This is a genomic window from Pseudomonas sp. FFUP_PS_473 (assembly GCF_002858665.1).
Lineage (GTDB): Bacteria > Pseudomonadota > Gammaproteobacteria > Pseudomonadales > Pseudomonadaceae > Aquipseudomonas > Aquipseudomonas defluvii.
In genome coordinates, this window is sequence record NZ_PJQQ01000016.1 from 58003 (window position 1) to 81009 (window position 23007).

The 23007-nt window shown below is 60.4% G+C and carries 22 protein-coding genes; 14 read left to right on the forward strand and 8 right to left on the reverse strand.

Features of this window, described 5'->3' with window-relative positions; genetic code table 11:
- Window positions 1–97 precede the first annotated feature (97 nt).
- The 4 genes from moaC to CYD26_RS13090 all read left to right on the forward strand — a co-directional run bounded on the left by moaC (window position 98) and on the right by CYD26_RS13090 (window position 2238).
- Window positions 98–571, forward strand: a complete 474-nt coding sequence (gene moaC / locus CYD26_RS13075; RefSeq protein WP_099776780.1) for a cyclic pyranopterin monophosphate synthase MoaC — start codon at window positions 98–100, stop codon at window positions 569–571.
- Window positions 568–813, forward strand: a complete 246-nt coding sequence (locus CYD26_RS13080) for a MoaD/ThiS family protein (protein WP_065758772.1) — start codon at window positions 568–570, stop codon at window positions 811–813. Before moaC ends, CYD26_RS13080 begins: the two co-directional genes overlap by 4 nt.
- Before the next feature lie 2 nt (window positions 814–815).
- Complete coding sequence (gene moaE, locus CYD26_RS13085) at window positions 816–1274, forward strand: molybdopterin synthase catalytic subunit MoaE (protein ID WP_065758771.1); 459 nt, start codon at window positions 816–818, stop codon at window positions 1272–1274.
- Between the two features lie 184 nt (window positions 1275–1458).
- Window positions 1459–2238 (forward strand): ABC transporter substrate-binding protein, encoded by a 780-nt coding sequence (locus CYD26_RS13090; RefSeq protein ID WP_099775743.1) that lies wholly within the window; start codon window positions 1459–1461, stop codon window positions 2236–2238.
- A 29-nt stretch (window positions 2239–2267) separates the two neighbouring features.
- Here CYD26_RS13090 and CYD26_RS13095 read toward each other — a convergent pair whose 3' ends face one another.
- The 5 genes from CYD26_RS13095 to CYD26_RS13115 all read right to left on the reverse strand — a co-directional run bounded on the left by CYD26_RS13095 (window position 2268) and on the right by CYD26_RS13115 (window position 7385).
- Window positions 2268–2894, reverse strand: a complete 627-nt coding sequence (locus CYD26_RS13095; protein WP_065758769.1) for a transcriptional regulator — start codon at window positions 2892–2894, stop codon at window positions 2268–2270.
- Between the two features lie 74 nt (window positions 2895–2968).
- Window positions 2969–4108, reverse strand: a complete 1140-nt coding sequence (locus tag CYD26_RS13100) for an FAD-binding oxidoreductase (protein WP_102052790.1) — start codon at window positions 4106–4108, stop codon at window positions 2969–2971.
- A gap of 18 nt (window positions 4109–4126) precedes the next feature.
- Window positions 4127–5077, reverse strand: a complete 951-nt coding sequence (locus tag CYD26_RS13105) for an ornithine cyclodeaminase family protein (RefSeq protein ID WP_099775741.1) — start codon at window positions 5075–5077, stop codon at window positions 4127–4129.
- A gap of 121 nt (window positions 5078–5198) precedes the next feature.
- Entirely contained in the window at window positions 5199–6626 is a 1428-nt protein-coding gene (rhlB, locus tag CYD26_RS13110) for an ATP-dependent RNA helicase RhlB (RefSeq protein WP_102052807.1), read from the reverse strand.
- A 102-nt stretch (window positions 6627–6728) separates the two neighbouring features.
- Complete coding sequence (locus CYD26_RS13115; RefSeq protein ID WP_102052791.1) at window positions 6729–7385, reverse strand: alpha/beta hydrolase; 657 nt, start codon at window positions 7383–7385, stop codon at window positions 6729–6731.
- 330 nt (window positions 7386–7715) lie between these two features.
- Here CYD26_RS13115 and CYD26_RS13120 point away from each other — a divergent pair, with 330 nt between their 5' ends.
- From CYD26_RS13120 to CYD26_RS13135, 4 genes are all read left to right on the forward strand, one after another.
- Window positions 7716–8744, forward strand: a complete 1029-nt coding sequence (locus CYD26_RS13120; RefSeq protein ID WP_099775740.1) for an amino acid ABC transporter substrate-binding protein — start codon at window positions 7716–7718, stop codon at window positions 8742–8744.
- A gap of 63 nt (window positions 8745–8807) precedes the next feature.
- Entirely contained in the window at window positions 8808–9986 is a 1179-nt protein-coding gene (locus tag CYD26_RS13125) for an amino acid ABC transporter permease (RefSeq protein WP_099775739.1), read from the forward strand.
- Between the two features lie 10 nt (window positions 9987–9996).
- Window positions 9997–11094 carry an amino acid ABC transporter permease gene (locus CYD26_RS13130; RefSeq protein ID WP_102052792.1) on the forward strand — a complete coding sequence of 366 codons (1098 nt, stop codon included), beginning with the start codon at window positions 9997–9999 and terminating at the stop codon, window positions 11092–11094.
- A 10-nt stretch (window positions 11095–11104) separates the two neighbouring features.
- The gene (locus tag CYD26_RS13135) at window positions 11105–11869 is read left to right on the forward strand and encodes an amino acid ABC transporter ATP-binding protein (RefSeq protein WP_065761990.1); all 765 of its coding nucleotides are present in this window, start codon (window positions 11105–11107) and stop codon (window positions 11867–11869) included.
- 47 nt (window positions 11870–11916) lie between these two features.
- Here CYD26_RS13135 and algW read toward each other — a convergent pair whose 3' ends face one another.
- Window positions 11917–13074, reverse strand: a complete 1158-nt coding sequence (algW, locus tag CYD26_RS13140; RefSeq protein WP_102052793.1) for a Do family serine endopeptidase AlgW — start codon at window positions 13072–13074, stop codon at window positions 11917–11919.
- 226 nt (window positions 13075–13300) lie between these two features.
- Between algW and CYD26_RS13145 the strand changes: the two genes are divergently transcribed.
- The 3 genes from CYD26_RS13145 to cysN all read left to right on the forward strand — a co-directional run bounded on the left by CYD26_RS13145 (window position 13301) and on the right by cysN (window position 17030).
- Window positions 13301–14059, forward strand: coding sequence for a Nif3-like dinuclear metal center hexameric protein (locus CYD26_RS13145; RefSeq protein WP_102052794.1), 759 nt, complete (start codon window positions 13301–13303; stop codon window positions 14057–14059).
- A gap of 137 nt (window positions 14060–14196) precedes the next feature.
- Entirely contained in the window at window positions 14197–15114 is a 918-nt protein-coding gene (gene cysD, locus CYD26_RS13150) for a sulfate adenylyltransferase subunit CysD (RefSeq protein WP_099775736.1), read from the forward strand.
- 14 nt (window positions 15115–15128) lie between these two features.
- Window positions 15129–17030: a sulfate adenylyltransferase subunit CysN gene (cysN, locus tag CYD26_RS13155; RefSeq protein WP_102052795.1), complete on the forward strand. Its 1902-nt coding sequence runs from the start codon at window positions 15129–15131 to the stop codon at window positions 17028–17030.
- An 87-nt stretch (window positions 17031–17117) separates the two neighbouring features.
- Here the strand turns inward: cysN and CYD26_RS13160 are convergent, their stop codons facing one another.
- Window positions 17118–17597 (reverse strand): Lrp/AsnC family transcriptional regulator, encoded by a 480-nt coding sequence (locus CYD26_RS13160; RefSeq protein ID WP_065761279.1) that lies wholly within the window; start codon window positions 17595–17597, stop codon window positions 17118–17120.
- Between the two features lie 127 nt (window positions 17598–17724).
- Here CYD26_RS13160 and CYD26_RS13165 point away from each other — a divergent pair, with 127 nt between their 5' ends.
- Together CYD26_RS13165 and mdeB are read left to right on the forward strand one after the other, a co-directional pair.
- Entirely contained in the window at window positions 17725–18921 is a 1197-nt protein-coding gene (locus tag CYD26_RS13165; protein ID WP_065761280.1) for a methionine gamma-lyase, read from the forward strand.
- Between the two features lie 60 nt (window positions 18922–18981).
- Window positions 18982–21648 (forward strand): alpha-ketoglutarate dehydrogenase, encoded by a 2667-nt coding sequence (mdeB, locus tag CYD26_RS13170; protein ID WP_256588020.1) that lies wholly within the window; start codon window positions 18982–18984, stop codon window positions 21646–21648.
- A 134-nt stretch (window positions 21649–21782) separates the two neighbouring features.
- Here the strand turns inward: mdeB and CYD26_RS13175 are convergent, their stop codons facing one another.
- The gene (locus tag CYD26_RS13175; RefSeq protein ID WP_102052796.1) at window positions 21783–22220 is read right to left on the reverse strand and encodes a YhcB family protein; all 438 of its coding nucleotides are present in this window, start codon (window positions 22218–22220) and stop codon (window positions 21783–21785) included.
- Window positions 22221–22358: 138 nt separating this feature from the next.
- Here CYD26_RS13175 and CYD26_RS13180 point away from each other — a divergent pair, with 138 nt between their 5' ends.
- On the forward strand, window positions 22359–22994 hold the full coding sequence (locus CYD26_RS13180) for an alpha/beta hydrolase (protein ID WP_102052797.1): 636 nt from the start codon (window positions 22359–22361) through the stop codon (window positions 22992–22994).
- Window positions 22995–23007 lie beyond the last annotated feature (13 nt).

A 23007-nucleotide genomic window follows, 5' to 3' on the forward strand; every position in this document is an offset into this window, starting at 1 on the left:
TCGGGCGGCCATGTGCCGCCCGAACTTTGTCGCATGGCCCGTGCGAAAAGTTGACCTGCAGGTTTACAATCAAGGTCCGCTGATCAGGAGTATGGCTGTGCTGACACATCTCGATTCTCAAGGTCGGGCCAATATGGTCGACGTTACCGAAAAGGCCGTGACCTCGCGTGAAGCTGTTGCTGAGGCGCGCGTACGCATGCTCCCGCAAACCCTGCAGATGATTGTCGACGGTGATCATCCCAAAGGGGATGTGTTTGCCGTGGCCCGCATTGCCGGGATCCAGGCAGCGAAAAAAACCAGTGACCTGATCCCGTTGTGCCACCCGTTGATGCTCACCAGCGTCAAGGTCGAACTCAGTGCCGAAGGCCTCGACACGGTGCACATCCTGGCCCGCTGCAAGTTGGCCGGGCAAACCGGCGTCGAGATGGAAGCCCTGACCGCGGCCAGTGTGGCCGCGTTGACGATCTATGACATGTGCAAGGCCGTCGACCGTGGCATGACCATCGACAGCGTGCGCCTGTTAGAGAAGCGCGGCGGCAAGAGTGGTGATTACCAGGCAGGTGACGCATGAGCTTGAACGTGCAGTATTTCGCCCGTTACCGGGAAGCCTTGGGGCTGGAGAGCGAAACGCTCGAGGGCGTGTTTGCCACGGTCGATGCCCTGCGCCAGCACCTGCTGCAGCGCGGCGGAGCCTGGGAGGTACTGGCCGAGCAGAACATCATGTGCGCACGTAACCAGGACCTCTGTTCACTCAGCGAGCCCTTGGCTGATGGCGATGAGGTAGCGTTTTTTCCAACCGTGACCGGAGGTTGAGCATGGCGATTCGGGTGCAGGCGGGCGCTTTTGATCCGGGTGCCGAACTCAATGCCCTGCATGCGGCCAATGTGGGGATCGGCGCCGTGGTCGGTTTCGTCGGGTACGTGCGCGACTTCAACGAGGGGCGTGAAGTCGCGGGCATGTTCCTGGAGCACTATCCAGGCATGACCGAAAAGGCGCTCGGCAAAATCATCGCCGAAGCGGAGTCACGCTGGCCGTTGTTGCGCCTTGAAGTACTGCATCGCATCGGGGCGTTGGAGCCCGGTGAGCCGATTGTCTTCGTCGGGGTGGCCAGCGCTCATCGTCAGGCGGCATTCGATGCCTGCAACTTCGTGATGGACTACCTCAAGACCCGGGCACCGTTCTGGAAAAAGGAAAACACTGCCGAAGGGCCGCGTTGGGTCGAAGGACGGGTCAGTGACCAGTCGGCGGCGCAGCGCTGGGAGGACGGTCGCTAAACGACACAAACGCTGTGGTCGCCAGTGTGGCTGGCGATGCTGCGCCTCGGTCTCTCGCGCGCATCCAGGTGTTGAAATTCTGTACGTAAAAGTCCAGTATGGATTTATAAGTACAAAATAATTTCAGGCTTGTCACTTTCCTCTGTCTTGCAACACACCTCCAATAATGAGCGAGAGAGCCCTCATGAAGACCACTACCCTGATTGCCGGTCTGGCCCTGAGCCTGTTGGCCAGCAGCAACCTGTTCGCCGCCGAGAAAACCTTGCGTATCGGTATCGAAGCCGCCTACCCGCCGTTTGCGTTCAAGACCCCGGACGGCAAGATCAGCGGTTTCGACTATGACATCGGTAATGCCCTGTGCGCGCAGATGCAGGTCAAATGCCAATGGACCGAGCAAGAGTACGACGGGCTGATTCCCTCGCTGAAGGTCAACAAGATCGACGCCGCGCTGTCGTCTATCACCATCACCGAAGAGCGTAAGCGCTCCGTGGACTTCACCCACAAGTACTACTTCACCTCGGCGCGCCTGGCGATGAAGGCCGGTACTCAGGTCGATGACCAGTACCAGAGCCTCAAGGGCAAACGTATCGGCGTGCAGCGTGCGACCACCACCGACCGTTACGTCTCTGAAGTGCTGGCGCCAAAAGGTGTAGAAATTGTTCGCTACACCAGTAACGAAGAGATTTTCATGGACCTGGTTTCCGGGCGTCTGGACGGTGTGTTCGCGGACACCATCCCGCTGGAGCAAGGCTTTCTGTTGACGCCCAAGGGCGAGGGCTATGCCTTTGTCGGGCCTGAGCTGAAAGATCCGAAGTACGTTGGCGAAGGTGCCGGTATTGCCGTGCGCAAGGGCAATACGCAGCTGGTCAGCGAGCTCAACAAAGCCATCGATGAAATCCGCAGCAATGGCGAGTACCAGAAGATCCAGGCCAAGTACTTCAAGTCGGATATCTACGGCGACTGATCTGCGCCTGACTCAGGGCCTGATGCTGTTCAGGCCTTGAGTTCCTTCAGGTGTTTGTACACCGTCGCCCGCCCCATGTTCAGTACATTGGCCACATAGTTGGCCGCACTCTTGCCACGAAACGCGCCTTCAGCGTGCAGGGCAAACACCAGTTCACGCTTATGCTCGCGGGTCAGCAGGTTCAGGCTGAGCTGGCGCTGGCGCAGCCAGCCGTTCAGGAAGGTATTGATACGCTCCTGCCAGTCATCGCGGAACAATGCGTCGGGTTGCGGGATCAACTTGCTGGGCGAGAGAAACAGGTCCAGGGCGGCCTTGACGCTCTCGAACAGGGAAATGTTCAAGTTGATGCACAGCACGGCCAAGGGGCTGCCGTTGGCGTCGCGCAGCACCGTGCTCAGCGAGCGAATCTTCTGCCCGTCCCAGTTGAGTTTCTCGTAAGGGCCGATATTGGTTTCGTCGGTGCCTTCTTCGAACATGTCTTCCAGCGCCGCATCGTCACCGATCTCGCGCTTGGAGAGGTTGTTGGCGATGTAGTCGATCTTCTGGCTGCGCAGGTCGTGCAGGACCACTTCGGCATGCGGGAAGAACAGCGTGGCGATGGCATCGGCGATCGCCCGGAAGTTGTCCAGGGCCGGGTCGGGGCGAGGTGTCGACATTGAGGCGGGCTCCAGCGGTTGTCAGCGCCCTTGGCTAAAGGGCGCTGGGAGTGTGCCGCAAACGCAGTGGCGCGTCACCCTTGGGCTGCAACCAAGCGCTCAGGCGAGAGCATGGCGGCCGTCAGGCCAAAGCTCTTGAGTGGCTCGGGCAATGCTTCGCCGCGCACCAGTGCGGCACTGGCCTGGCCCATGGCGGGCGAGGTCTGTATGCCATAGCCGCCTTGTGCCGCGACCCAGAACAGGCCGGGTACTTGAGGGTCGAAGCCGGCGATCAGGTCGCCGTCGGCCACGAAGCTGCGCAGCCCGGCCCAGGTGCGGGTAGGGCGGCGAATGCTCAGGGTGGTGGCTTCTTCGATCTGGTAAATGCCCATGGCGATGTCCAGCTCTTCCGGCTGCACATCGTGTGGTGCCACCGGGTCAGCGTTGGCGGGCGAGCCCAGCAGCATGCCGGCGTCGGGCTTCATGTAGAAGGATTCGTCGAGGCTGACCAGCATTGGCCAGTCATGGCTGTCCACGCCTTCCGGGGCGGCGAAGATGAAGGCGGCGCGGCGTTTGGGTTGCAGGCCCAGCGGCCGTGCGCCCGCCAGTTCGCCGATCTGGTCCGCCCAGGCGCCTGCCGCGTTGATCAACACCGGGGCGCTGAAACTGCCACGACTGGTGTGGACCTGCCACAGGCCGTCGGCGCTGCGTTCTATGCGCTGAACTTCACAGTCGCTATGCACTTCGCCCTGTTGGCGGCGAATGCCACGCAGGTAACCCTGATGCAGGGCGTCGGTGTCGATATCGCTGGCGCTTGGGTCGTAGAGCGCGCCGTGCACCTTATCGCGGCGCAGTACCGGGAGCCGCTCGCAGGCCTGCTCGGCACTGAGTAACTGCACCTCGGGCACGCAGGCTTTGGCGCTGTCGTACTGGCGTTGCAGCTCTTCGGCATCACCGGTGAAGTCGACGGTCATTTCCCCGCGCGGGGTCAGTAGCGGATGCTCGGCAAACCCCGCTGGCGGGGCATCGAAAAATGCCCGGCTGGCAAGCGTCAGGGCGCGTACTTGTGGCGTGCCATAGGCGGCCGTGTAGAGCGCCGCCGAGCGGCCGGTGGAGTGATAGCCCGGCTGCGACTCGCGTTCGAGCAGCACGACCTTGCCATGGCCGGCGAGCCAGTAGCCGGTGGAGGCGCCGGCAATGCCGGCGCCAATAATGATGAAATCTGCTGGTTGCATGGACGTCTCCGGTCGCCGTCAGTCGGCGCGCTGCAGTCGATAGAGCGCATTGGCCAAGGCAATGTCTTCAAGGCCCAGGCCGATGGAGCGGAAGAACGCATGGCGCTGGTAGTCAGGGCGCGGCGCCTGATCGCTCAGCAGTTGTGCCAGGTCGCCGATGATCGCGTCGGCGTGCCAGCCATGCTGTTCGCTGGCGATGCGCATTTCCCCGGCCGACCCTGGCGTGGTCAGGCGGTAGTCGCAGTAGACGTCCATGTTCGCGAGGGTTTCTGGCGGCACTTCATGAGCGCGCACGGCGTTGGTGCTGATCGAGGTGATCAGGGCAGGCTTGCTCAATTGACGCGGGTCGATGACCGGGCTGGCCGAAGACGTACAGAGCATGATGACGTCGGCGTCTTGTACCGCTTGTTCAAGGGTATCGGCAAAGGTCAGGCGTGGATCGAGGTCACTCAGTGCACGACGTTGTTCGGCGCTCTGCTGATGCAGGCGCGGCGAGTAGAGGCGGATGTCCTGCCAGTCGCGCAGGTCGCGGGTGTAGCGCAGGTGCGCCCGGGCGATGGGGCCGCTGCCGATCAGGGTCAGGCGGCGGGCACCGCTTGCGGCCAGTGCATCGACGGCCACGGCGGTGGTCGCGGCGGTGCGCGCTGTGGTCAGTTCGCCAGCGTCGCAAAGCAGCAGTGGCTGGCCGCTTTCCATGGACATCAGCAGTGTCCAGGCGGTAACCAGCGGGCCCGTGTCACGGACGATGTAGGGCGATGTCTTGACCCCGTAGACACCGTCTTCAGCCAGTACGCCGCCGTAGTTGATGAAATCGCCGGCACCACCTGGGAACTCGACGAGCTGCTGCGGCGGCTGCACAGCTTGCCCGGCGGCCAGATCGCGAAACAGTTTGCGCAGGATCTGCGGGACATCCAGCTGGCTGAGCAGTTGGCGTGCGTGCTGTTGATCAATGACGAGGGGCGCGGACATGCAGTGCTCCAAATAAACTATTTTGTCTATTATGGACTTTTTGTTCTTGCGGGCAATATCGCGGCCATAAAAAAACGCCGCCTGGCAGCAGGCAGCGTTTTCGGTGTTGCAGTACAGCCGATCAGTGAGGCTTGCGGGGCACGGCGTCGAGCAACTCGGCCGGCGGCATCTCGCAGCTGATCTTGCGACCCAGCAGTGTTTCGATGGCGGGTAGCTGGTAAGAGTCATCTTCACCGGCGAAGCTGATCGATACGCCGCTGGTGCCGGCACGACCGGTACGACCGATACGGTGAACGTAATCGTCCGGGTCTTCTGGCAGGGTGAAGTTGATCACATGGCTGATGCCGTCGATATGAATACCGCGACCGGCCACGTCGGTGGCCACCAGTACGGTGATACGGCCTTCACGGAAGTTTTCCAGCGTGCGGATACGCTTGTGCTGCGGCACATCGCCGGACAGCTGGGCGGCGTTGACACCGTCGCGTACCAGGCGCTCTTCGATACGGCGCACTTCGTCCTTGCGGTTGGCGAAGACGATGACCCGTTCCCATTTGTTGCGGGTGATCAGGTTGTACAGCAACTTGTATTTGTCGCTGCCGGCCACGGCATAAACGTGCTGCTCGACGGTCTCGCTGGCGACGTTTTCCGGCTCGATCTCGACGATGGCCGGGGTCGTGGTCCACTGCTTGGCCAGGTTCATCACGTCTTCGGTGAAGGTGGCCGAGAACAGCAGGGTCTGGCGTTCGCTTTTCGGTGGTGTCTGGCGAATGATCTGCCGTACCTGGGGGATAAAGCCCATGTCGAGCATGCGGTCGGCTTCGTCCAGCACCATCACCTCGACCATGTCCAGGTGCACTTCGCCGCGCTGGTTGAAGTCCAGCAAGCGGCCCGGTGTGGCAACCAGGATGTCGCAGTGGCGGGCTTCAAGCTGTTTGAGTTGTTTGTCGAAGTCCATGCCGCCAACGAAGGTCATTACGTTCAGGCCGGTGTACTTGGTGAGTGCGGCGGCGTCCTTGGCGATCTGGACGACCAGTTCACGGGTCGGGGCGATGATCAGTGCCCGTGGCTCACCCATGTAGCGCTCTTTGGGGGCCGGAGTCTGCTGCAGTTGGGTAATGATCGAAATCAGGAACGCGGCGGTCTTGCCTGTGCCGGTCTGAGCGCGGCCGATAGCGTCCTGGCCACGCAGGGTATAGCCCAGTACCTGAGCCTGAATCGGCGTGCAGTAGGGGAAGCCCAGGTCATGGATGGCGTGCATCAGCTCTGGCGAAAGCTTGAAGTCGTGGAAACGGGTCTTGCCTTCCTGTGGCTCAACCATGAAGTCTTCCAGTTTCCAACTGGATGCCGCGGGTTTTGGCTTGCGCTCACGGCGCGGCTTGGGTTCTGCCGGTTTCTCAGCCTTTGCCGCGACGGGCGCTTGAGCCTGTGGCTGGGCTGCTGGTGCAGAGGGCTTGGGTTGTGCAGGTGGCTGCACCACGGGGGCAGCGGTTTCGGCAGCGAGTTGCTCAGCCTCGCCTTTGCCGAACATCTTCTTGAGTGCTTTGAGCACGGTCATCTCGTCAATTGGTTAAGGAATGTACGCCGGCCAGTGTAATGCAAGATTCGGGCGCGGCGTAGTGGATTGCGCTGACGGCTACACGGAAGTCGCGCTTCAGCTCAGACGCTGGGTCAGCCAGGTACCGATATCGCGGATTTCCTCGGGCAGCACTTCGTGCTCCATCGGGTATTCCTGCCAGCTGACATTAACCCCCCAATGTTTGAGGTGTTCGTAGGCGGTACGGCCCATGGCGTTCTGTACCACAGTGTCGTACTGGCCATGCAGGCACAAGGCCGGGGTGCGTTGCTGGCTGGCGCTTAGCTCGCGTTCGGCGCTGAAGGTCGGTGCGTAGGTTGACAGGGCCAGGACACCGCCCAGGGTGCCTTGCCACTTTACATACGCCGTGTGCAGCACGACCGCACCACCTTGTGAAAAGCCGGCAAGAAAAATCCGCGTTGGATCGATCCCTTTGGCGCGCTCGGCCTCGATCAATGCAATGACCTGGTCGGCTGAGTCTTCCAACTGCTTGCGATCAATCGAACGGGCCGGGCTCATGGCCGTGATGTCGTACCAACTGGGCATTTCATAGCTGCCGTTGATGGTCACCGGGCGGGTGGGTGCCTGGGGCATTACGAAGCGGGTACTCAACAACTGTTCCTGCAAGGCTTCGGCGACCGGCAGGAAGTCGTAACGATCTGCCCCCAAACCGTGCAACCAGATCACACAGGCATCGGGGGTCTTTTGCGGCTCAAGTATCAACGGGGTGGTCATGACTGCTCCGAAAATGTGCGCACGCTCTTATTAAGTGCATGAAAAGAAGGCGTGTCGGTTCGGTCCGGGAAAAACTTGTCGAAAGGCGACAAGTTTACCTGTTGGCGCACACTGAATCGCTTAAGCGGCTCAGTGTGGTACGCGCTTTGCTACGAACCTTGCGACGTGACGCGTGGCGTTTCGACGGTAACACCATTTCGCTATTAAAGGCTGTCACAGAACAGCGTTATTGCGCCATTGACCCAAAAGCAAGCCAGCGCGGGTCGGATGCGCCTCATAAGGGTGCGGTGCAATCGGCTCGAACACAACAAGAGCAATCTGGAGGTTTTAATGAAGATGTTGAAATCCACTCTGGCAGTCGTTACCGCTGCCGCCGCACTGGGTATCAGTGCTTTCGCGCAGGCCGGTGCAACCCTCGAAGCGGTTCAGAAAAAGGGTTTCGTCCAGTGTGGCGTGAGTGACGGCTTGCCGGGCTTCTCGGTGCCGGATGCCAAGGGCAAGATCGTGGGTATCGATGCTGACGTCTGCCGCGCCGTGGCTGCCGCCGTCTTCGGTGATGCAAACAAGGTCAAGTTCAGCCAACTGAACGCCAAGGAGCGTTTCACGGCGTTGCAGTCCGGTGAAGTGGATGTGCTATCGCGTAACACTACCTGGACCAGTTCGCGCGATGCCGGCATGGGCCTGGTGTTCGCGGGCGTCACGTACTACGACGGCGTAGGTTTCCTGGTGAACAAGAAGCTTGGCGTTTCCAGTGCCAAGGAACTGGATGGCGCAACCATCTGCATCCAGGCCGGTACCACCACTGAACTCAACGTCTCCGACTACTTCCGCGCCAATGGCCTGAAGTACACCCCGATCACCTTCGACACCTCCGATGAAAGCGCCAAATCGCTGGAGTCCGGTCGTTGCGATGTACTGACCTCCGACAAGTCGCAGCTCTACGCACAACGCTCCAAACTGGGGTCGCCAAACGATTATGTCGTGTTGCCGGAAACCATCTCCAAGGAGCCACTGGGCCCTGTCGTGCGTAAGGGCGATGAAGAGTGGTTCAGCATCGTCAAGTGGACCCTGTTCGCGATGATCAATGCCGAAGAGGCAGGTATCACCTCGAAGAATGTCGAGGCTGAAGCGAAATCGACCAAGAACCCGGACGTCGCCCGCCTGCTCGGTGCTGATGGCGAATATGGCAAAGACCTCAAGCTGCCCAAGGACTGGGTCGTACAGATCGTCAAGCAAGTCGGTAACTACGGCGAAGTGTTCGAGAAGAACCTTGGCGCAAGCACCGATCTGAAGATCGACCGTGGTCTGAATGCCCTCTGGAACAACGGCGGCATCCAGTACGCGCCACCAGTGCGCTGATGGGTACGGCCTGCGGCAGCGAGCTGCTGCAGGCCGTTTCGTTCCTTCTCTTCGGGGCATTTCATGCAAAATAAAATCGGCGCACCCAAAGGGGTTTCCCTTAGCGATCCACGTGTGCGTGCGTGGCTGTTCCAGATCATCACCGTGGTCGCGGTGGTAGGGCTGGGCTGGTACCTGTTTCACAATACCCAAACCAACCTGCAGCACCGAGGCATTACCTCGGGTTTTGATTTCCTTGAGCGCAGTGCCGGTTTCGGGATCGCTCAGCATTTGATTCCTTACACCGAGTCCGACAGTTATGCCCGGGTATTTGTCATCGGTTTGCTCAACACGCTGCTGGTGACCTTCATCGGCATTATCCTGGCGACCGTGCTGGGTTTCATCGTCGGTGTGGCCCGGTTATCGCCGAACTGGATGATCAGCAAGCTGGCCACGGTGTATGTCGAGACTTTTCGTAACATTCCGCCGCTGCTGCAGATCCTGTTCTGGTACTTCGCAGTATTTTTGACCCTGCCGGGGCCGCGCGGCAGCATCAATTTTGGCGATACGTTCTTTATCAGCAACCGTGGCTTGAACATGCCGGGTGCTTCGCTGGCGGAGGGCTTCTGGCCGTTCGTCGGCAGTCTCGTGGTAGCCGTGATTGCCATCGTGCTCATGGTCCGTGTGGCCAACAAGCGCTTTGAGGAAACCGGTGAGCCGTTCCATAAGTTCTGGGTCGGCCTGGCGCTGCTTTTGGCCATTCCCGGGCTGTGTGCGTTGCTCATAGGCACCCCACTGCACTGGGAAGTGCCGCAGCTCAAGGGCTTCAACTTTGTGGGCGGCTGGGTACTGATTCCCGAACTGCTGGCGCTGACCCTGGCATTGACGATCTATACGGCAGCGTTCATTGCCGAGATCGTTCGTTCCGGGATTCGCTCGGTCAGCCATGGCCAGACCGAGGCGGCGCGTTCGTTGGGCCTGCGTGAAGGGCCAACCCTGCGCAAGGTCATCATTCCCCAGGCGCTGCGAGTGATCATTCCACCCTTGACCAGCCAATACCTGAACCTGGCGAAGAACTCCTCGCTGGCGGCGGGTATCGGCTATCCGGAAATGGTTTCGCTGTTCGCCGGAACCGTGCTCAACCAGACCGGCCAGGCTATCGAAGTGATCGCCATCACCATGAGTGTCTACCTGGCCATCAGCATCAGCATTTCCCTGCTGATGAACTGGTACAACAAGCGCATTGCGCTGATCGAGCGGTGAGGATACGCGCATGAGTACCCATGTTTTCAAACCTGATATGCCGCCGCCGGTGAAAGCCGTCGGTGCCCTCGCATGGATGCGCAACAACCTGTTCTCCAGCTGGCTCAACACCCTGTTGACGTTGTTTGCGGTGTATTTGGTCTGGCTGATCGTACCGCCCCTGTTGCAGTGGGCATTCATCGATGCCAACTGGGTGGGAACCACTCAGGCCGACTGCACCAAGGAGGGCGCTTGTTGGGTGTTTATCCAGCAGCGCTTCGGGCAGTTCATGTACGGCTACTACCCCAGTGAACTGCGCTGGCGGGTCGACCTGACGGTGTGGCTGGCCGTGATCGGCGCAGCACCCCTGTTCATCGCCCGCGTCCCGCACAAGGTTGTCTACGGCCTGGCGTTTCTGGTGCTGTACCCCGTCCTGGCCTACACCCTGCTGCACGGTGGGTACCTGGGGCTGGTTGCGGTGGCCACCAGCCAATGGGGTGGCTTGATGCTGACCCTGGTGATTGCCACGGTCGGTATCGTCGGTGCGTTGCCGCTGGGCATTCTGCTGGCACTGGGGCGGCGCTCGAGAATGCCTGCAGTGCGCGTGGTGTGCGTCACGTTCATCGAGTTCTGGCGTGGTGTGCCGTTGATCACGGTGCTGTTCATGTCGTCGGTAATGCTGCCGCTGTTCCTGCCTGAAGGCATGAGCTTCGACAAGCTGCTGCGAGCGATGATCGGGGTGATCCTGTTCCAGTCGGCCTACATCGCCGAGGTGGTGCGCGGTGGCTTGCAGGCCATTCCCAAAGGCCAATACGAGGCGGCTGCCGCGATGGGCCTGGGTTACTGGCGGGCGATGGGCCTGGTGATCCTGCCGCAAGCCCTGAAACTGGTGATTCCCGGCATCGTCAACACCTTCATTGCCCTGTTCAAGGACACCAGCCTGGTCATCATCATTGGCCTGTTCGACCTGCTCAACAGTGTCAAGCAGGCAGCGGCCGACCCCAAATGGCTGGGTATGGCGACTGAAGGCTACGTCTTCGCCGCCCTGGTGTTCTGGATTTTCTGTTTCGGTATGTCCCGCTACTCCATGCATCTGGAGCGTAAGCTGGACACAGGCCACAAGCGTTAGGAGTGTTCCCATGAGTGAAGCGATCAAACAGCCTGTGAGCCCTGAAGGCATTATTCAGATGCAGGGCGTGAACAAGTGGTACGGTCAGTTCCACGTGCTCAAGGACATCAACCTCAATGTGCGTCAGGGGGAGCGTATCGTCCTGTGCGGGCCTTCGGGCTCGGGCAAGTCGACGACCATCCGCTGCCTCAACCGTCTTGAAGAGCACCAGCAAGGCCGCATCGTGGTCGATGGCGTCGAGTTGACCAACGACCTCAAGCAGATCGAGGCGATTCGCCGTGAAGTGGGCATGGTGTTCCAGCACTTCAACCTGTTTCCGCACCTGACCATTTTGCAGAACTGCACCCTGGCACCGATGTGGGTACGCAAGATGCCCAAGCGCAAGGCCGAGGAAATCGCCATGCACTATCTGGAGCGGGTGCGGATTCCCGAGCAAGCCAACAAGTATCCGGGGCAGTTGTCCGGTGGTCAGCAGCAGCGGGTAGCGATTGCTCGGGCGTTGTGCATGAAGCCAAAGATCATGTTGTTCGATGAGCCAACCTCGGCGCTCGACCCGGAGATGGTCAAGGAAGTGCTCGACACCATGATCGGCCTGGCCGAAGACGGCATGACCATGCTCTGTGTGACCCATGAAATGGGCTTTGCCCGGACCGTGGCGAACCGGGTGATCTTCATGGACAAAGGTGAGATCGTTGAGCAGGCGCCGCCGAACGACTTCTTCGACCGGCCTCAGAACGAGCGAACCAAGCTGTTCTTGAGTCAGATCCTGCACTAAGGGCTGAAATGCAATCGCCGGCTTTGCCGGCGATTGCATTTACGGGGTCAGTTGTTTTCTGTCTGCACCGGCGCGGGTGGCGGGCGCAGGCCGACTTCGGCGACCAGCTTGAGCTCCTTGCCGTTGCGGATCACCTCGATCGTCACTTTATCGTTGGGCTTGGTCCGCGCCACCTGATTCATCGAACGACGGCCATCACCCGCTTCCTCACCATTGATGCTCAAGATCACATCGCCCAATTGCAGGCCGGCCTTTTGCGCCGGGCCATCGCGGAAGATCCCGGCGACGACGATGCCTGGTCGGCCCTGCAGGCCGAACGAATCCGCGAGTTCCTGAGTCAGGGGTTGTACTTCGATGCCCAGCCAACCCCGGATTACCTGGCCATGCTCGATGATCGACTTCATGACTTCCAGGGCCAGCTTGGTCGGGATGGCGAAGCCAATGCCTTGCGAGCCGCCGGACTTGGAGAAAATCGCTGTGTTGATACCGGTCAGGTTGCCGTTGGCATCGACCAGCGCGCCGCCCGAGTTGCCCGGGTTGATCGCGGCGTCCGTCTGGATGAAATCTTCATAGGTGTTCAAGCCGAGCTGGTTGCGCCCGGTGGCACTGATGATACCCATGGTGACGGTTTGGCCGACGCCGAATGGGTTGCCAATCGCCAGGGCGACATCGCCGATATGAATACCGTCGGAGCGACCAATGGTGATTGAGGGCAGGTTTTTCAGGTCGATCTTCAAGACCGCGAGGTCGGTCTCAGGGTCGCTGCCAATGACGCGGGCGAGGGTTTCGCGGCCGTCCTTGAGCGCCACCACAATCTGGTCCGCCCCGGCGGTCACGTGGTTATTGGTCAGCAGGTAGCCTTCCGGGCTCATGATCACGGCTGAACCCAGGCTGGACTCCCAGCGTTTTTGCTTGGGCAGGTTATCGCCGAAGAAGCGGCGGAACTGCGGGTCCTCGAACAGCGGGTGAGCGCTCTTGTTCACCATTTTGGTGGTGTACAGGTTGACCACGGCAGGAGCGGCAATGTTCACCGCATCGGCGTAGGACACCGGCCCCTGCATGATGCGTGTGGTTTGCGGCGCCTGCTGCAAATTGACATCCTGGCTGGGCAAGCCAACCCACTGTGGGAAGCGCAGGATGACCAGCAGGGCGACCAGTACACCGGTCAGCAGTGGCCAGCCAAAGTAACGCAAAGCCTTGAGCATTGAACGAATCTCGGGAGTTGGCAGAGGGCCGCGAAGTAGTAAGGCGCGCGATCATACTGTGTCAGGCGTTGCGCCGGAACAGCGCAACGTGATGACGGATAGCGGTAATTGATCTGGCGCCCCAGGCGTATGCCGTCGGTTTCCCCAAACCGGTCGACGGCCCATAATGACGTTCATTATACGAGGCCTTGTGCCGCGCTGAACTGCTGAATTAAGGAGTCTTTTCATGGCTGTCGCCCTGAGCACCCTGGTCGAGGAAGCCGACCGTTACCTTGGCAGTGCAAAAATTCAGGATTACTGCCCCAATGGCCTGCAAGTCGAGGGCAACCCACAGGTAACGCGCATTGTCAGTGGTGTCACTGCCAGCCAGGCGTTGCTCGATGCTGCTGTCGAGGCTGGCGCTGACCTGGTGCTGGTTCATCATGGTTATTTCTGGAAGGGTGAGAACCCTTGTATCACCGGCATGAAACAGCGCCGCCTGAAGACCTTGCTCAAGCACGACCTGAGCCTGCTGGCCTATCACCTGCCGCTGGACCTGCACCCGGAAGTCGGCAACAACGTGCAACTGGCGCGGCAACTGGAGATCACCGTTGAAGGCCCTCTGGATCCTGAAAACCCAAGGGTAGTGGGATTGGTCGGCTCGCTGGCCGAACCGCTTTCTGCGCGTGATTTTGCCCGCAAGGTGCAGTATGTGATGGGGCGTGAACCCCTGCTGATCGAAGGCGACGGGGTTATACGCAGGGTCGGCTGGTGTACGGGCGGTGGCCAGGGCTATATCGATCAGGCGATTGCAGCCGGTGTCGACCTGTACCTCAGTGGCGAAGCGTCCGAGCAGACCTTCCACAGTGCGCGGGAAAACGGCATCAGCTTTATCGCCGCAGGCCATCACGCGACCGAGCGTTATGGCGTGCAGGCACTGGGCGATTACCTGGCGCGGCGATTCGCACTGGAGCATCTGTTCATCGATTGCCCGAACCCCATCTGAAACTCAAAACCCCTAGGCATATTCTTATACCGTTTCGTTCTAGTTTGCTTCCTCAATAGAATTGGACGCTGTGCTAGAGTGCCGAACGCGAACACGGCCCGCTGGCCGTCCATAAGATCGATTTTCCGTGAGTAGCCATGGTCGACAAACTGACGCATTTGAAACAGTTGGAGGCGGAGAGCATCCACATCATTCGTGAGGTGGCCGCCGAGTTCGATAACCCGGTGATGCTGTACTCGATTGGCAAGGATTCGGCAGTGATGCTGCATCTGGCGCGCAAGGCTTTCTTCCCGGGCAAGCTGCCGTTTCCAGTGATGCATGTCGACACACAGTGGAAATTCCAGGAGATGTACAGCTTCCGCGACAAGATGGTCGAGGAAATGGGCCTGGAGCTCATCACCCACGTCAACCCTGAAGGCGTCGCCCAGGGTATCAACCCGTTCACCCACGGCAGTGCCAAGCACACCGACATCATGAAGACCGAGGGCCTGAAGCAGGCGCTGGACAAGTATGGTTTCGATGCCGCGTTCGGTGGTGCTCGTCGCGATGAAGAGAAATCCCGCGCCAAGGAGCGTGTGTACTCGTTCCGCGACAGCAAGCACCGCTGGGACCCGAAGAACCAGCGTCCTGAGCTGTGGAACGTCTACAACGGCAAGGTGAACAAGGGCGAGTCGATTCGTGTGTTCCCGCTGTCGAACTGGACCGAGCTGGACATCTGGCAGTACATCTATCTGGAAGGTATCCCGATCGTGCCGCTGTACTTCGCTGCCGAGCGCGAAGTGATCGAGAAGAACGGCACGCTGATCATGATCGACGACGAACGCATCCTCGAGCACCTCTCCGACGAGGAGAAGGCTCGCATCGTCAAGAAGAAAGTGCGTTTCCGTACCCTTGGCTGCTACCCGTTGACGGGCGCGGTGGAGTCCGAAGCTGAAACCCTTACGGACATCATTCAGGAAATGCTCCTGACGCGAACGTCCGAACGCCAGGGCCGTGTCATCGACCACGATGGCGCCGGTTCGATGGAAGACAAGAAACGTCAAGGCTACTTCTAAGTTAGGGTCAGAGCATGTCGCACCAATCCGAATTGATCAGCGAGGACATCCTCGCTTACCTGGCCCAGCACGAACGTAAAGAGCTGCTGCGCTTTTTGACCTGCGGTAACGTCGATGACGGCAAGAGCACCCTGATCGGGCGCCTGCTGCACGACTCCAAGATGATCTACGAAGACCATCTGGAAGCGATCACCCGCGACTCGAAGAAAGTCGGCACCACTGGCGAAGACATCGATCTGGCGCTGCTGGTCGACGGCCTGCAGGCCGAGCGTGAGCAAGGCATCACCATTGATGTGGCCTACCGCTATTTCTCCACCGCCAAGCGCAAGTTCATCATTGCCGACACCCCGGGCCACGAGCAGTACACCCGCAACATGGCGACCGGTGCTTCTACCTGCGACCTGGCGATCATTCTGGTCGATGCCCGCTATGGCGTGCAGACCCAGACCCGCCGTCACAGCTACATTGCGTCGCTGCTGGGCATCAAGCACATCGTTGTCGCCATCAACAAGATGGACCTCAAGGGCTTCGACGAGCAGGTCTTCGAGTCGATCAAGGCCGACTACCTGAAGTTTGCCGATGCCATCAAGCTGAACCCGAGCAGCCTGCACTTTGTACCGATGTCGGCCCTCAAGGGCGACAACGTGGTCAACCGCAGCGAGCGTTCGCCGTGGTACACCGGCCCTGCGCTGATGGAAATTCTGGAAACCGTGGAAGTTTCCGCCGACCGCAACTTCACCGACCTGCGCTTCCCGGTGCAGTACGTGAACCGGCCGAACCTGAACTTCCGCGGCTTTGCCGGTACGTTGGCCAGCGGTGTCGTATACAAGGGCGACGAGATCGTCGTTCTGCCGTCGGGCAAGAGCAGCCGGGTCAAATCCATCGTCACCTTTGAAGGTGAGCTGGAACAGGCAGGCCCAGGCCAGGCCGTAACCCTGACCATGGAAGACGAGATCGACATCTCCCGTGGTGACTTGCTGGTGCATGCCGACAACGTTCCACCGGTGACCGACCAGTTTGATGCCATGCTCGTGTGGATGGCTGAAGAGCCCATGCTGCCGGGCAAGAAGTACGACATCAAGCGTGCTACCAGCTACGTGCCGGGCTCGATTGCCAGCATCACCCACAAGGTTGATGTGAACACCTTGGAGCAGGGCGCCGCCAGTGCGTTGCAGCTCAACGAAATCGGTCGGGTCAAGGTCAGCCTGGACGCGCCGATTGCCCTCGACGGCTATGACAGCAACCGCACTACCGGTGCTTTCATTGTCATCGACCGTCTGACCAATGGCACCGTGGGTGCCGGCATGATCATCGCACCACCGGTTGTACCGCATGGTTCGGTGGGGCATCACGGCAAGATGGCTCACGTGGCCACGGAAGAGCGTGCACTGCGTTTCGGTCAGCAACCGGCCACCGTGCTGTTCAGCGGCCTGTCGGGCGCGGGCAAGAGCACCTTGGCGTATGCCGTTGAGCGCAAGCTGTTCGACATGGGCCGTGCGGTCTACGTGCTCGATGGCCAGAACCTGCGTCATGACCTGAACAAGGGCCTGCCACAGGACCGCGCCGGGCGTACCGAGAACTGGCGCCGTGCCGCGCACGTTGCGCGTCAGTTCAACGAAGCCGGCCTGCTGACCCTGGCGGCCTTCGTCGCGCCGGATGCCGAAGGCCGTGAACAGGCCAAGGCGCTGATCGGCAAGGAGCGTCTGGTCACGGTCTACGTCCAGGCGTCGCCACTGGTTTGCCGCGAGCGTGACCCGCAAGGGCTCTACGCTGCCGGTGGCGACAACATCCCGGGTGAGTCCTTCCCGTACGATGTACCACTGGATGCCGATCTGGTGATCGACACCCAGAGCGTCAGCCTGGAAGACGGCGTGAAGCAAGTGCTGGACGTGCTGCGTAAGCGCGGCGCGATCTAAGCGTCTGGCTTGACCGAAAACCCCGCGCTTGTCGCGGGGTTTTTTATTGTTGGCGCAACGACCTTGTACTCTGTGTAAGAGCCGGGGTCAGATATGTTTTTCCGACACCGGTATCACCCGTCGCTCCTTCACCGCCTTGAAGGAAAAGCTCGAGTAGATCTCCTTTACACCCGGTAGTGACTGCAACACCTCGCGGGTGAATTCGCCGAACGATTCCAGATCGCGTGCGAGGATTTCCAGCAGAAAGTCATAGCGGCCGGAGATGTTGTGGCAGGCGACGATCTCTGGAATTTCCATGAGCCGTTGCTCAAAGGCGCGCGCCATTTCCTTGGTGTGCGAGTCCATCATGATGCTCACGAACGCGGTCACGCCAAACCCCAGGGCCTTGGGCGAGAGGATGGCCTGGTAGCCGGTGATGTAGCCGGTCTCTTCCAGCAGTTTGACTCGCCGCCAACAGGGGGAGGTGGTCAGTGAGACGCTGTCGGCCAGCTCGGCGACGGTGAGCCGGGCATTGTCTTGCAAGGCCCCCAGCAGGGCACGGTCGGTACGGTCGATGGCGTTAGGCATGATTTGCCCTCCACGGTCTTTTATTGTTGTTTTTATGCTAATAGTTGCCGAAAAAGCTGGGTTTATTTGGAAAAATATCAGCACTTGAGTGGCATAAGCTTATAGCAAACCATAAGAGGCTGTTGCCATGCGCGACTCCAACAATAAATCCGGTTTTTCTACGCGTGCCATTCACCATGGTTACGATCCGTTGGCGCACAACGGCGCACTGGTGCCGCCGATCTACCAGACTGCCACGTTCGCATTTCCGACGGTTGAGTACGGTGCAGCGTGCTTTGCGGGGGAAGAGGCAGGGTATTTCTACAGCCGTATTTCCAACCCTACCCTGGCCTTGCTGGAGGCGCGCATGGCTTCGCTGGAAGGCGGCGAGGCCGGGCTGGCGCTGGCGTCGGGTATGGGGGCGATTACCTCCACGTTATGGACCTTGCTGCGTCCTGGCGACGAAATTCTGTTGGGGCGTACCTTGTACGGCTGCACTTTCGCGTTCTTGCACCACGGCATTGGCGAGTTCGGTGTCACCTCGCGGCATGTCGATATGAGTGACCTGCAAGCGCTCGAAAACGCGATCACTCCGGCCACGCGGGTGATCTACTTCGAATCGCCAGCCAACCCGAACATGCATCTGACAGACATTGCCGCCGTGGCGAAAATTGCCCATCAGCACGGCATCATCGTCGTGGTCGACAACACCTACTGCACGCCGTACCTGCAGCGTCCACTGGAGCTGGGCGCGGATCTGGTGGTGCATTCGGCAACCAAATACCTCAGTGGTCACGGTGATATCACCGCTGGCCTGGTCATCGGCAGCAAGGCGCTGGTTGACCGTATTCGCCTGGAAGGCCTCAAGGACATGACCGGCGCTGTCCTCTCGCCGCATGACGCCTCGCTGCTGATGCGCGGCCTGAAGACGCTCACGCTGCGTATGGAGCGCCACTGCAGTAATGCGCAGGCCATTGCTGAACTCCTCGCCGAACAAGCGCAGGTGGAGTTGATCAACTACCCCGGCTTGCCAGGTTTTTCCCAATACGAACTGGCACAGCGGCAAATGCGCTTGCCGGGCGGGATGATTGCCTTTGAACTCAAGGGTGGCATTGCCGCCGGTCGGCGTTTCATGAATGCCCTGCAGTTGTTCAGCCGTGCCGTCAGTCTGGGCGATGCTGAATCGCTGGCCCAACACCCGGCGAGCATGACCCATTCCAGCTATACCCCGCAGGAGAGGGCCCAGTACGGTATCTCCGAGGGGTTGGTGCGGTTGTCGGTGGGGCTGGAAGACATCGATGACCTGCTGGCAGACATCGCGCAGGCATTGAAGGCCTGTGCCTGAACTGACATGGATGGGGTCAATGCGATGGTGGCAATGATGAACCGTGTGCCTGGCGACGGTATGGCAGGGCAGCCTGGACATGACCCGCAGGTCGATCCCGATCCGGGCGAAACGGCCGAGTGGCTGGATGCGCTGGACTCGACCTTGCGGCATTGTGGCCCGGCGCGTGCGCGTTTTTTGCTGGAGCAACTGGAGGCGCACGCCCGTGAGTTGGGCCTAGAGCGCGGTGCTCAGGCGTATTCGGCGTACCGCAATACGTTGTCGGTAGAGCAGCAGGGCGCCTATCCCGGTGACCTGGAAATTGAAGAGCGGATTACCCGTTTGCTGCGCTGGAACGCGTTGGCAATGGTGGTTCGAGCCAACCATGCCTACGGTGATCTGGGTGGGCATATCGCCAGCTACGCTTCGGCCGCCGAAATTTTCGAGGTGGGTTTTCAGCATTTCTTCAAGGGCGGTGAGCCTCAGCACGCCGATCTGGTGTTTTTTCAGCCGCATTCAGCCCCTGGTGTTTACGCCCGGGCGTTCCTTGAAGGGCGACTGAGTGAGGCGCAACTGTCGCGCTATCGGCAGGAGGTCGAGGGTGGCGGCCTGTGTTCTTATCCGCATCCCTGGTTGATGCCTGACTTCTGGCAGTTCCCCACCGGTTCGATGGGAATCGGCCCGATCAGTGCGATTTACCAGGCGCGTTTCATGCGTTACCTGCAGCACCGTGGGCTGGCGGATACTGCCGCTCGGCATGTCTGGGGCGTGTTCGGTGACGGTGAGATGGACGAGCCGGAGTCGATTGCCGGGCTGACCCTGGCGGCCCGTGAGCAACTGGATAACCTGACGTTCGTGGTCAACTGCAACTTACAGCGCCTGGACGGGCCCGTACGGGGCAATGGACAGATTGTCCAGGAGCTGGAAGCCCTGTTCAGCGGTGCTGGCTGGCAGGTGGTCAAGGTGCTGTGGGGGTCGGAGTGGGACGCCCTGTTTGCCCGCGACAGCGAGCATGTGTTGTTGCGTCAGCTTGCGGCGACCCCCGACGGGCAGTTCCAGACCTTGGGGGCCAATGACGGCGCCTATAATCTTGAGCATTTCTTCAATCAGAGCCCGGCGTTGCAGCAGTTGGTCGCGCACATGAACTCGGCCGAGATCAACGCCCTGAAGCGCGGTGGCCACGATTTTCGCAAGCTGTATGCCGCCTTCGCTGCCGCCAAGGCCTGTAAGGGGCGGCCAACCGTGATCCTGGCCAAGACCAAGAAGGGCTATGGCATGAGTGCTGCCGGTGAGTCGCGGATGACCGCGCACCAGGCGAAAAAACTCGATGTGCAGGCCCTCTTGGCCTATCGCGACCGCTTCCATCTGCCGCTCTCGGATGCCGATGTCGAACAGCTGCGCTTCTACCGTCCACCGGAGGACAGCTCGGAAATGCGCTATCTGCAAGCGCGTCGTGCGGCACTGGGGGGCTTTTTGCCAGCGCGTCGCAGTGAGGTTCGGTCGATACCGGTGCCATCGCTGGATGCCAGTGCAGGGTTTGCGCTGCAGGCGGATGGCAAGGAAATGTCTACCACCATGGCGGCGGTTCGCGTACTCAGCGCCTGGTTGAAAGCGCCGGAGCTGGGGCCGCGCATTGTGCCGATCGTGGCGGATGAGGCGCGCACATTCGGCATGGCCAGCCTGTTCCGGCAGATCGGTATCTACTCGCCGCAGGGGCAGCGCTACGAGCCGGAAGATGCCGGTTCACTGTTGTTCTACAAGGAAGCGCAAGACGGTCAGTTGTTGGAAGAGGGCATTACCGAAGCTGGGGCGCTGTCCTCCTGGGTCGCGGCTGCCACGTCGTATGCGGTGCACGGCGAACCGATGCTGCCTGTGTATATCTATTACTCGATGTTCGGTTTCCAGCGGGTGGGCGACCTGATCTGGGCCGCCGCCGACCAGCGTGCCCGGGGCATCCTGCTGGGGGCTACCGCCGGGCGTACCACGCTCGGCGGTGAAGGCCTGCAGCATCAGGATGGTTCCAGCGTGGTGATGGCGTCCATGGTGCCCAATTGCCGGGCCTGGGAGCCATGCTTCGCGGGTGAGTTGGCGGTCATTCTGGAGCATGCTGCGCGGCGGATGCTCGGCGAACAGTGCGACGAATTCCACTACATCGCCGTGATGAACGAAAACTATCCACAGCCCTCGCTGCCCGAGGCCGCTCATGCAGGGGTGCTGCGAGGTATGTACCGGTTCACTGAGCACTCGCTGGAGCGCGCCGTGGGGCGCGTACGTCTGCTGGGCTCCGGGGCGATTCTGCGAGAGGTGATTGCCGCCAGTGAGCTGCTGGCGAACGAGTGGCAGGTTGAAAGTGAAGTGTTCAGTGTCACCAGCTTCAGTGAGCTGGCTCGCGATGCGCGCGATGCTCAACGTGCTGGCCGTTGCGCGAAGGCACGGGTGGCAGCCAGTTACGTCCAGCAGTGCCTGGGTGGGAGCGCGCCGATCGTCGCTGCCAGTGATTATGTGCGGGCCTGGCCGCAGTTGATTGCCGAGTACCTGTCGGCGCCTTATGTCACCTTGGGCACTGACGGTTTCGGTCGCAGTGATACGCGGCAGCAGCTACGTCGGTTCTTTGAGGTCGACCGCTTCAGTATTGTCCTGGCCAGCCTGCATAGCCTGGTGCAGAACGGGGCGTTGGCGCCGAGTGTGCTGGAGCAGGCTGTAGCGCGGTATCCCGTCTGTAGCGAGACGGCGCCGTGGTATAGCTGATGTGGGATGCAGGCTTGCCTGCGATGGCGCTGGTGGAGTGCCCCTGAGTTCGCGGCGTTTGTATCGCGGGCAAGCCCGGCTCCCACAGGCTGGCACGGGCTCTGTTGGAGCAGGCTTGCCTGCGATGGCTTCGGTCAGTTGCGCTTGAGCCCGTAATGCTCGTCGAGCATGCCTGGGGCGTTTGGCGTCTTCGGTGCGTAGTCTTTCGGTGCTTCCTGATCGCGAGGAGGCGTCAGACGCTCGCGAGGTGCCTGTGGTGTCTCGGCGTGCAGCGAGGCCAGCAGGCGTTGACGGGTGAGTTCGTCCAGGGCCAGGCGGTTGGCGCCTTCAGTCAGATGGTCCTGAACATCCTGATAGCTTTGCGTGAGCTTTTTCACCAGCGCTGCAGTGCTGTTGAAGTGGGTGACCACTTCGTTCTGATAATTGTCGAAACGTTCCTGGATTTCGTCCAGTTGCCGCTGGGTGCTGCTCGGCGCGGCATTGGGCAACAGGCGGGCGACCAGGAAACCAACAACGACACCTACTGCCAGGGCCAGGGTCGGCAACAACCAAACTAAGAGCGAGAGTTCCACGAGTCCTTCCTCTATAAACGGCTTTGCTTTACGTTAACGGCTCGGACCTGCGCTGTATACCGCGAACTATCGCAAATATCTCAGACAGAATCATTCAGCTAGACGAGTCGACCCTTTCCGAGGTCACGGAGTTCTTCCTTGCTTATCCGCGAAACCCCCGTATTCATCGATGGCCCGGTTGGCCAGCTCGAAGCCTTGTACCTCGATGTGGCCGACGCCCGTGGCGTGGCCTTGCTCTGCCACCCTAACCCCGTTCAGGGCGGTACCATGCTCAACAAGGTGGTTTCCACCTTGCAGCGTACGGCACGTGATGCTGGTTACATCACTTTACGCTTCAATTATCGCGGCGTCGGTGCCAGCGCTGGCAGCCATGACATGGGCAGTGGTGAAGTCGATGACGCTCAGGCGGTGGCCGCCTGGGTGCGTGAGAAACATCCCGAACTGCCATTGACGCTGTTTGGCTTCTCGTTCGGTGGCTTTGTTGCGGCCAGCCTTGGCGGTCGTCTGGAGGCTGCTGGCGTACCGCTGGCCCGGCTGTTCATGGTGGCCCCGGCGGTCATGCGCCTGAGCGACAATGACGTGCTGCCGCAGGGCTGCCCGCTGATCGTGATTCAGCCGGATACCGACGAAGTGGTTGCACCGCAGTTGGTCTATGACTGGTCTGCTGCACTGTCGCGCCCCCATGAGCTGCTGAAAGTGGCAGAATGCGGACACTTTTTTCATGGCAAGCTGACCGACCTCAAGGATTTGGTGCTGCCGCGCCTTTCGAACTGATACAAGCCTGATA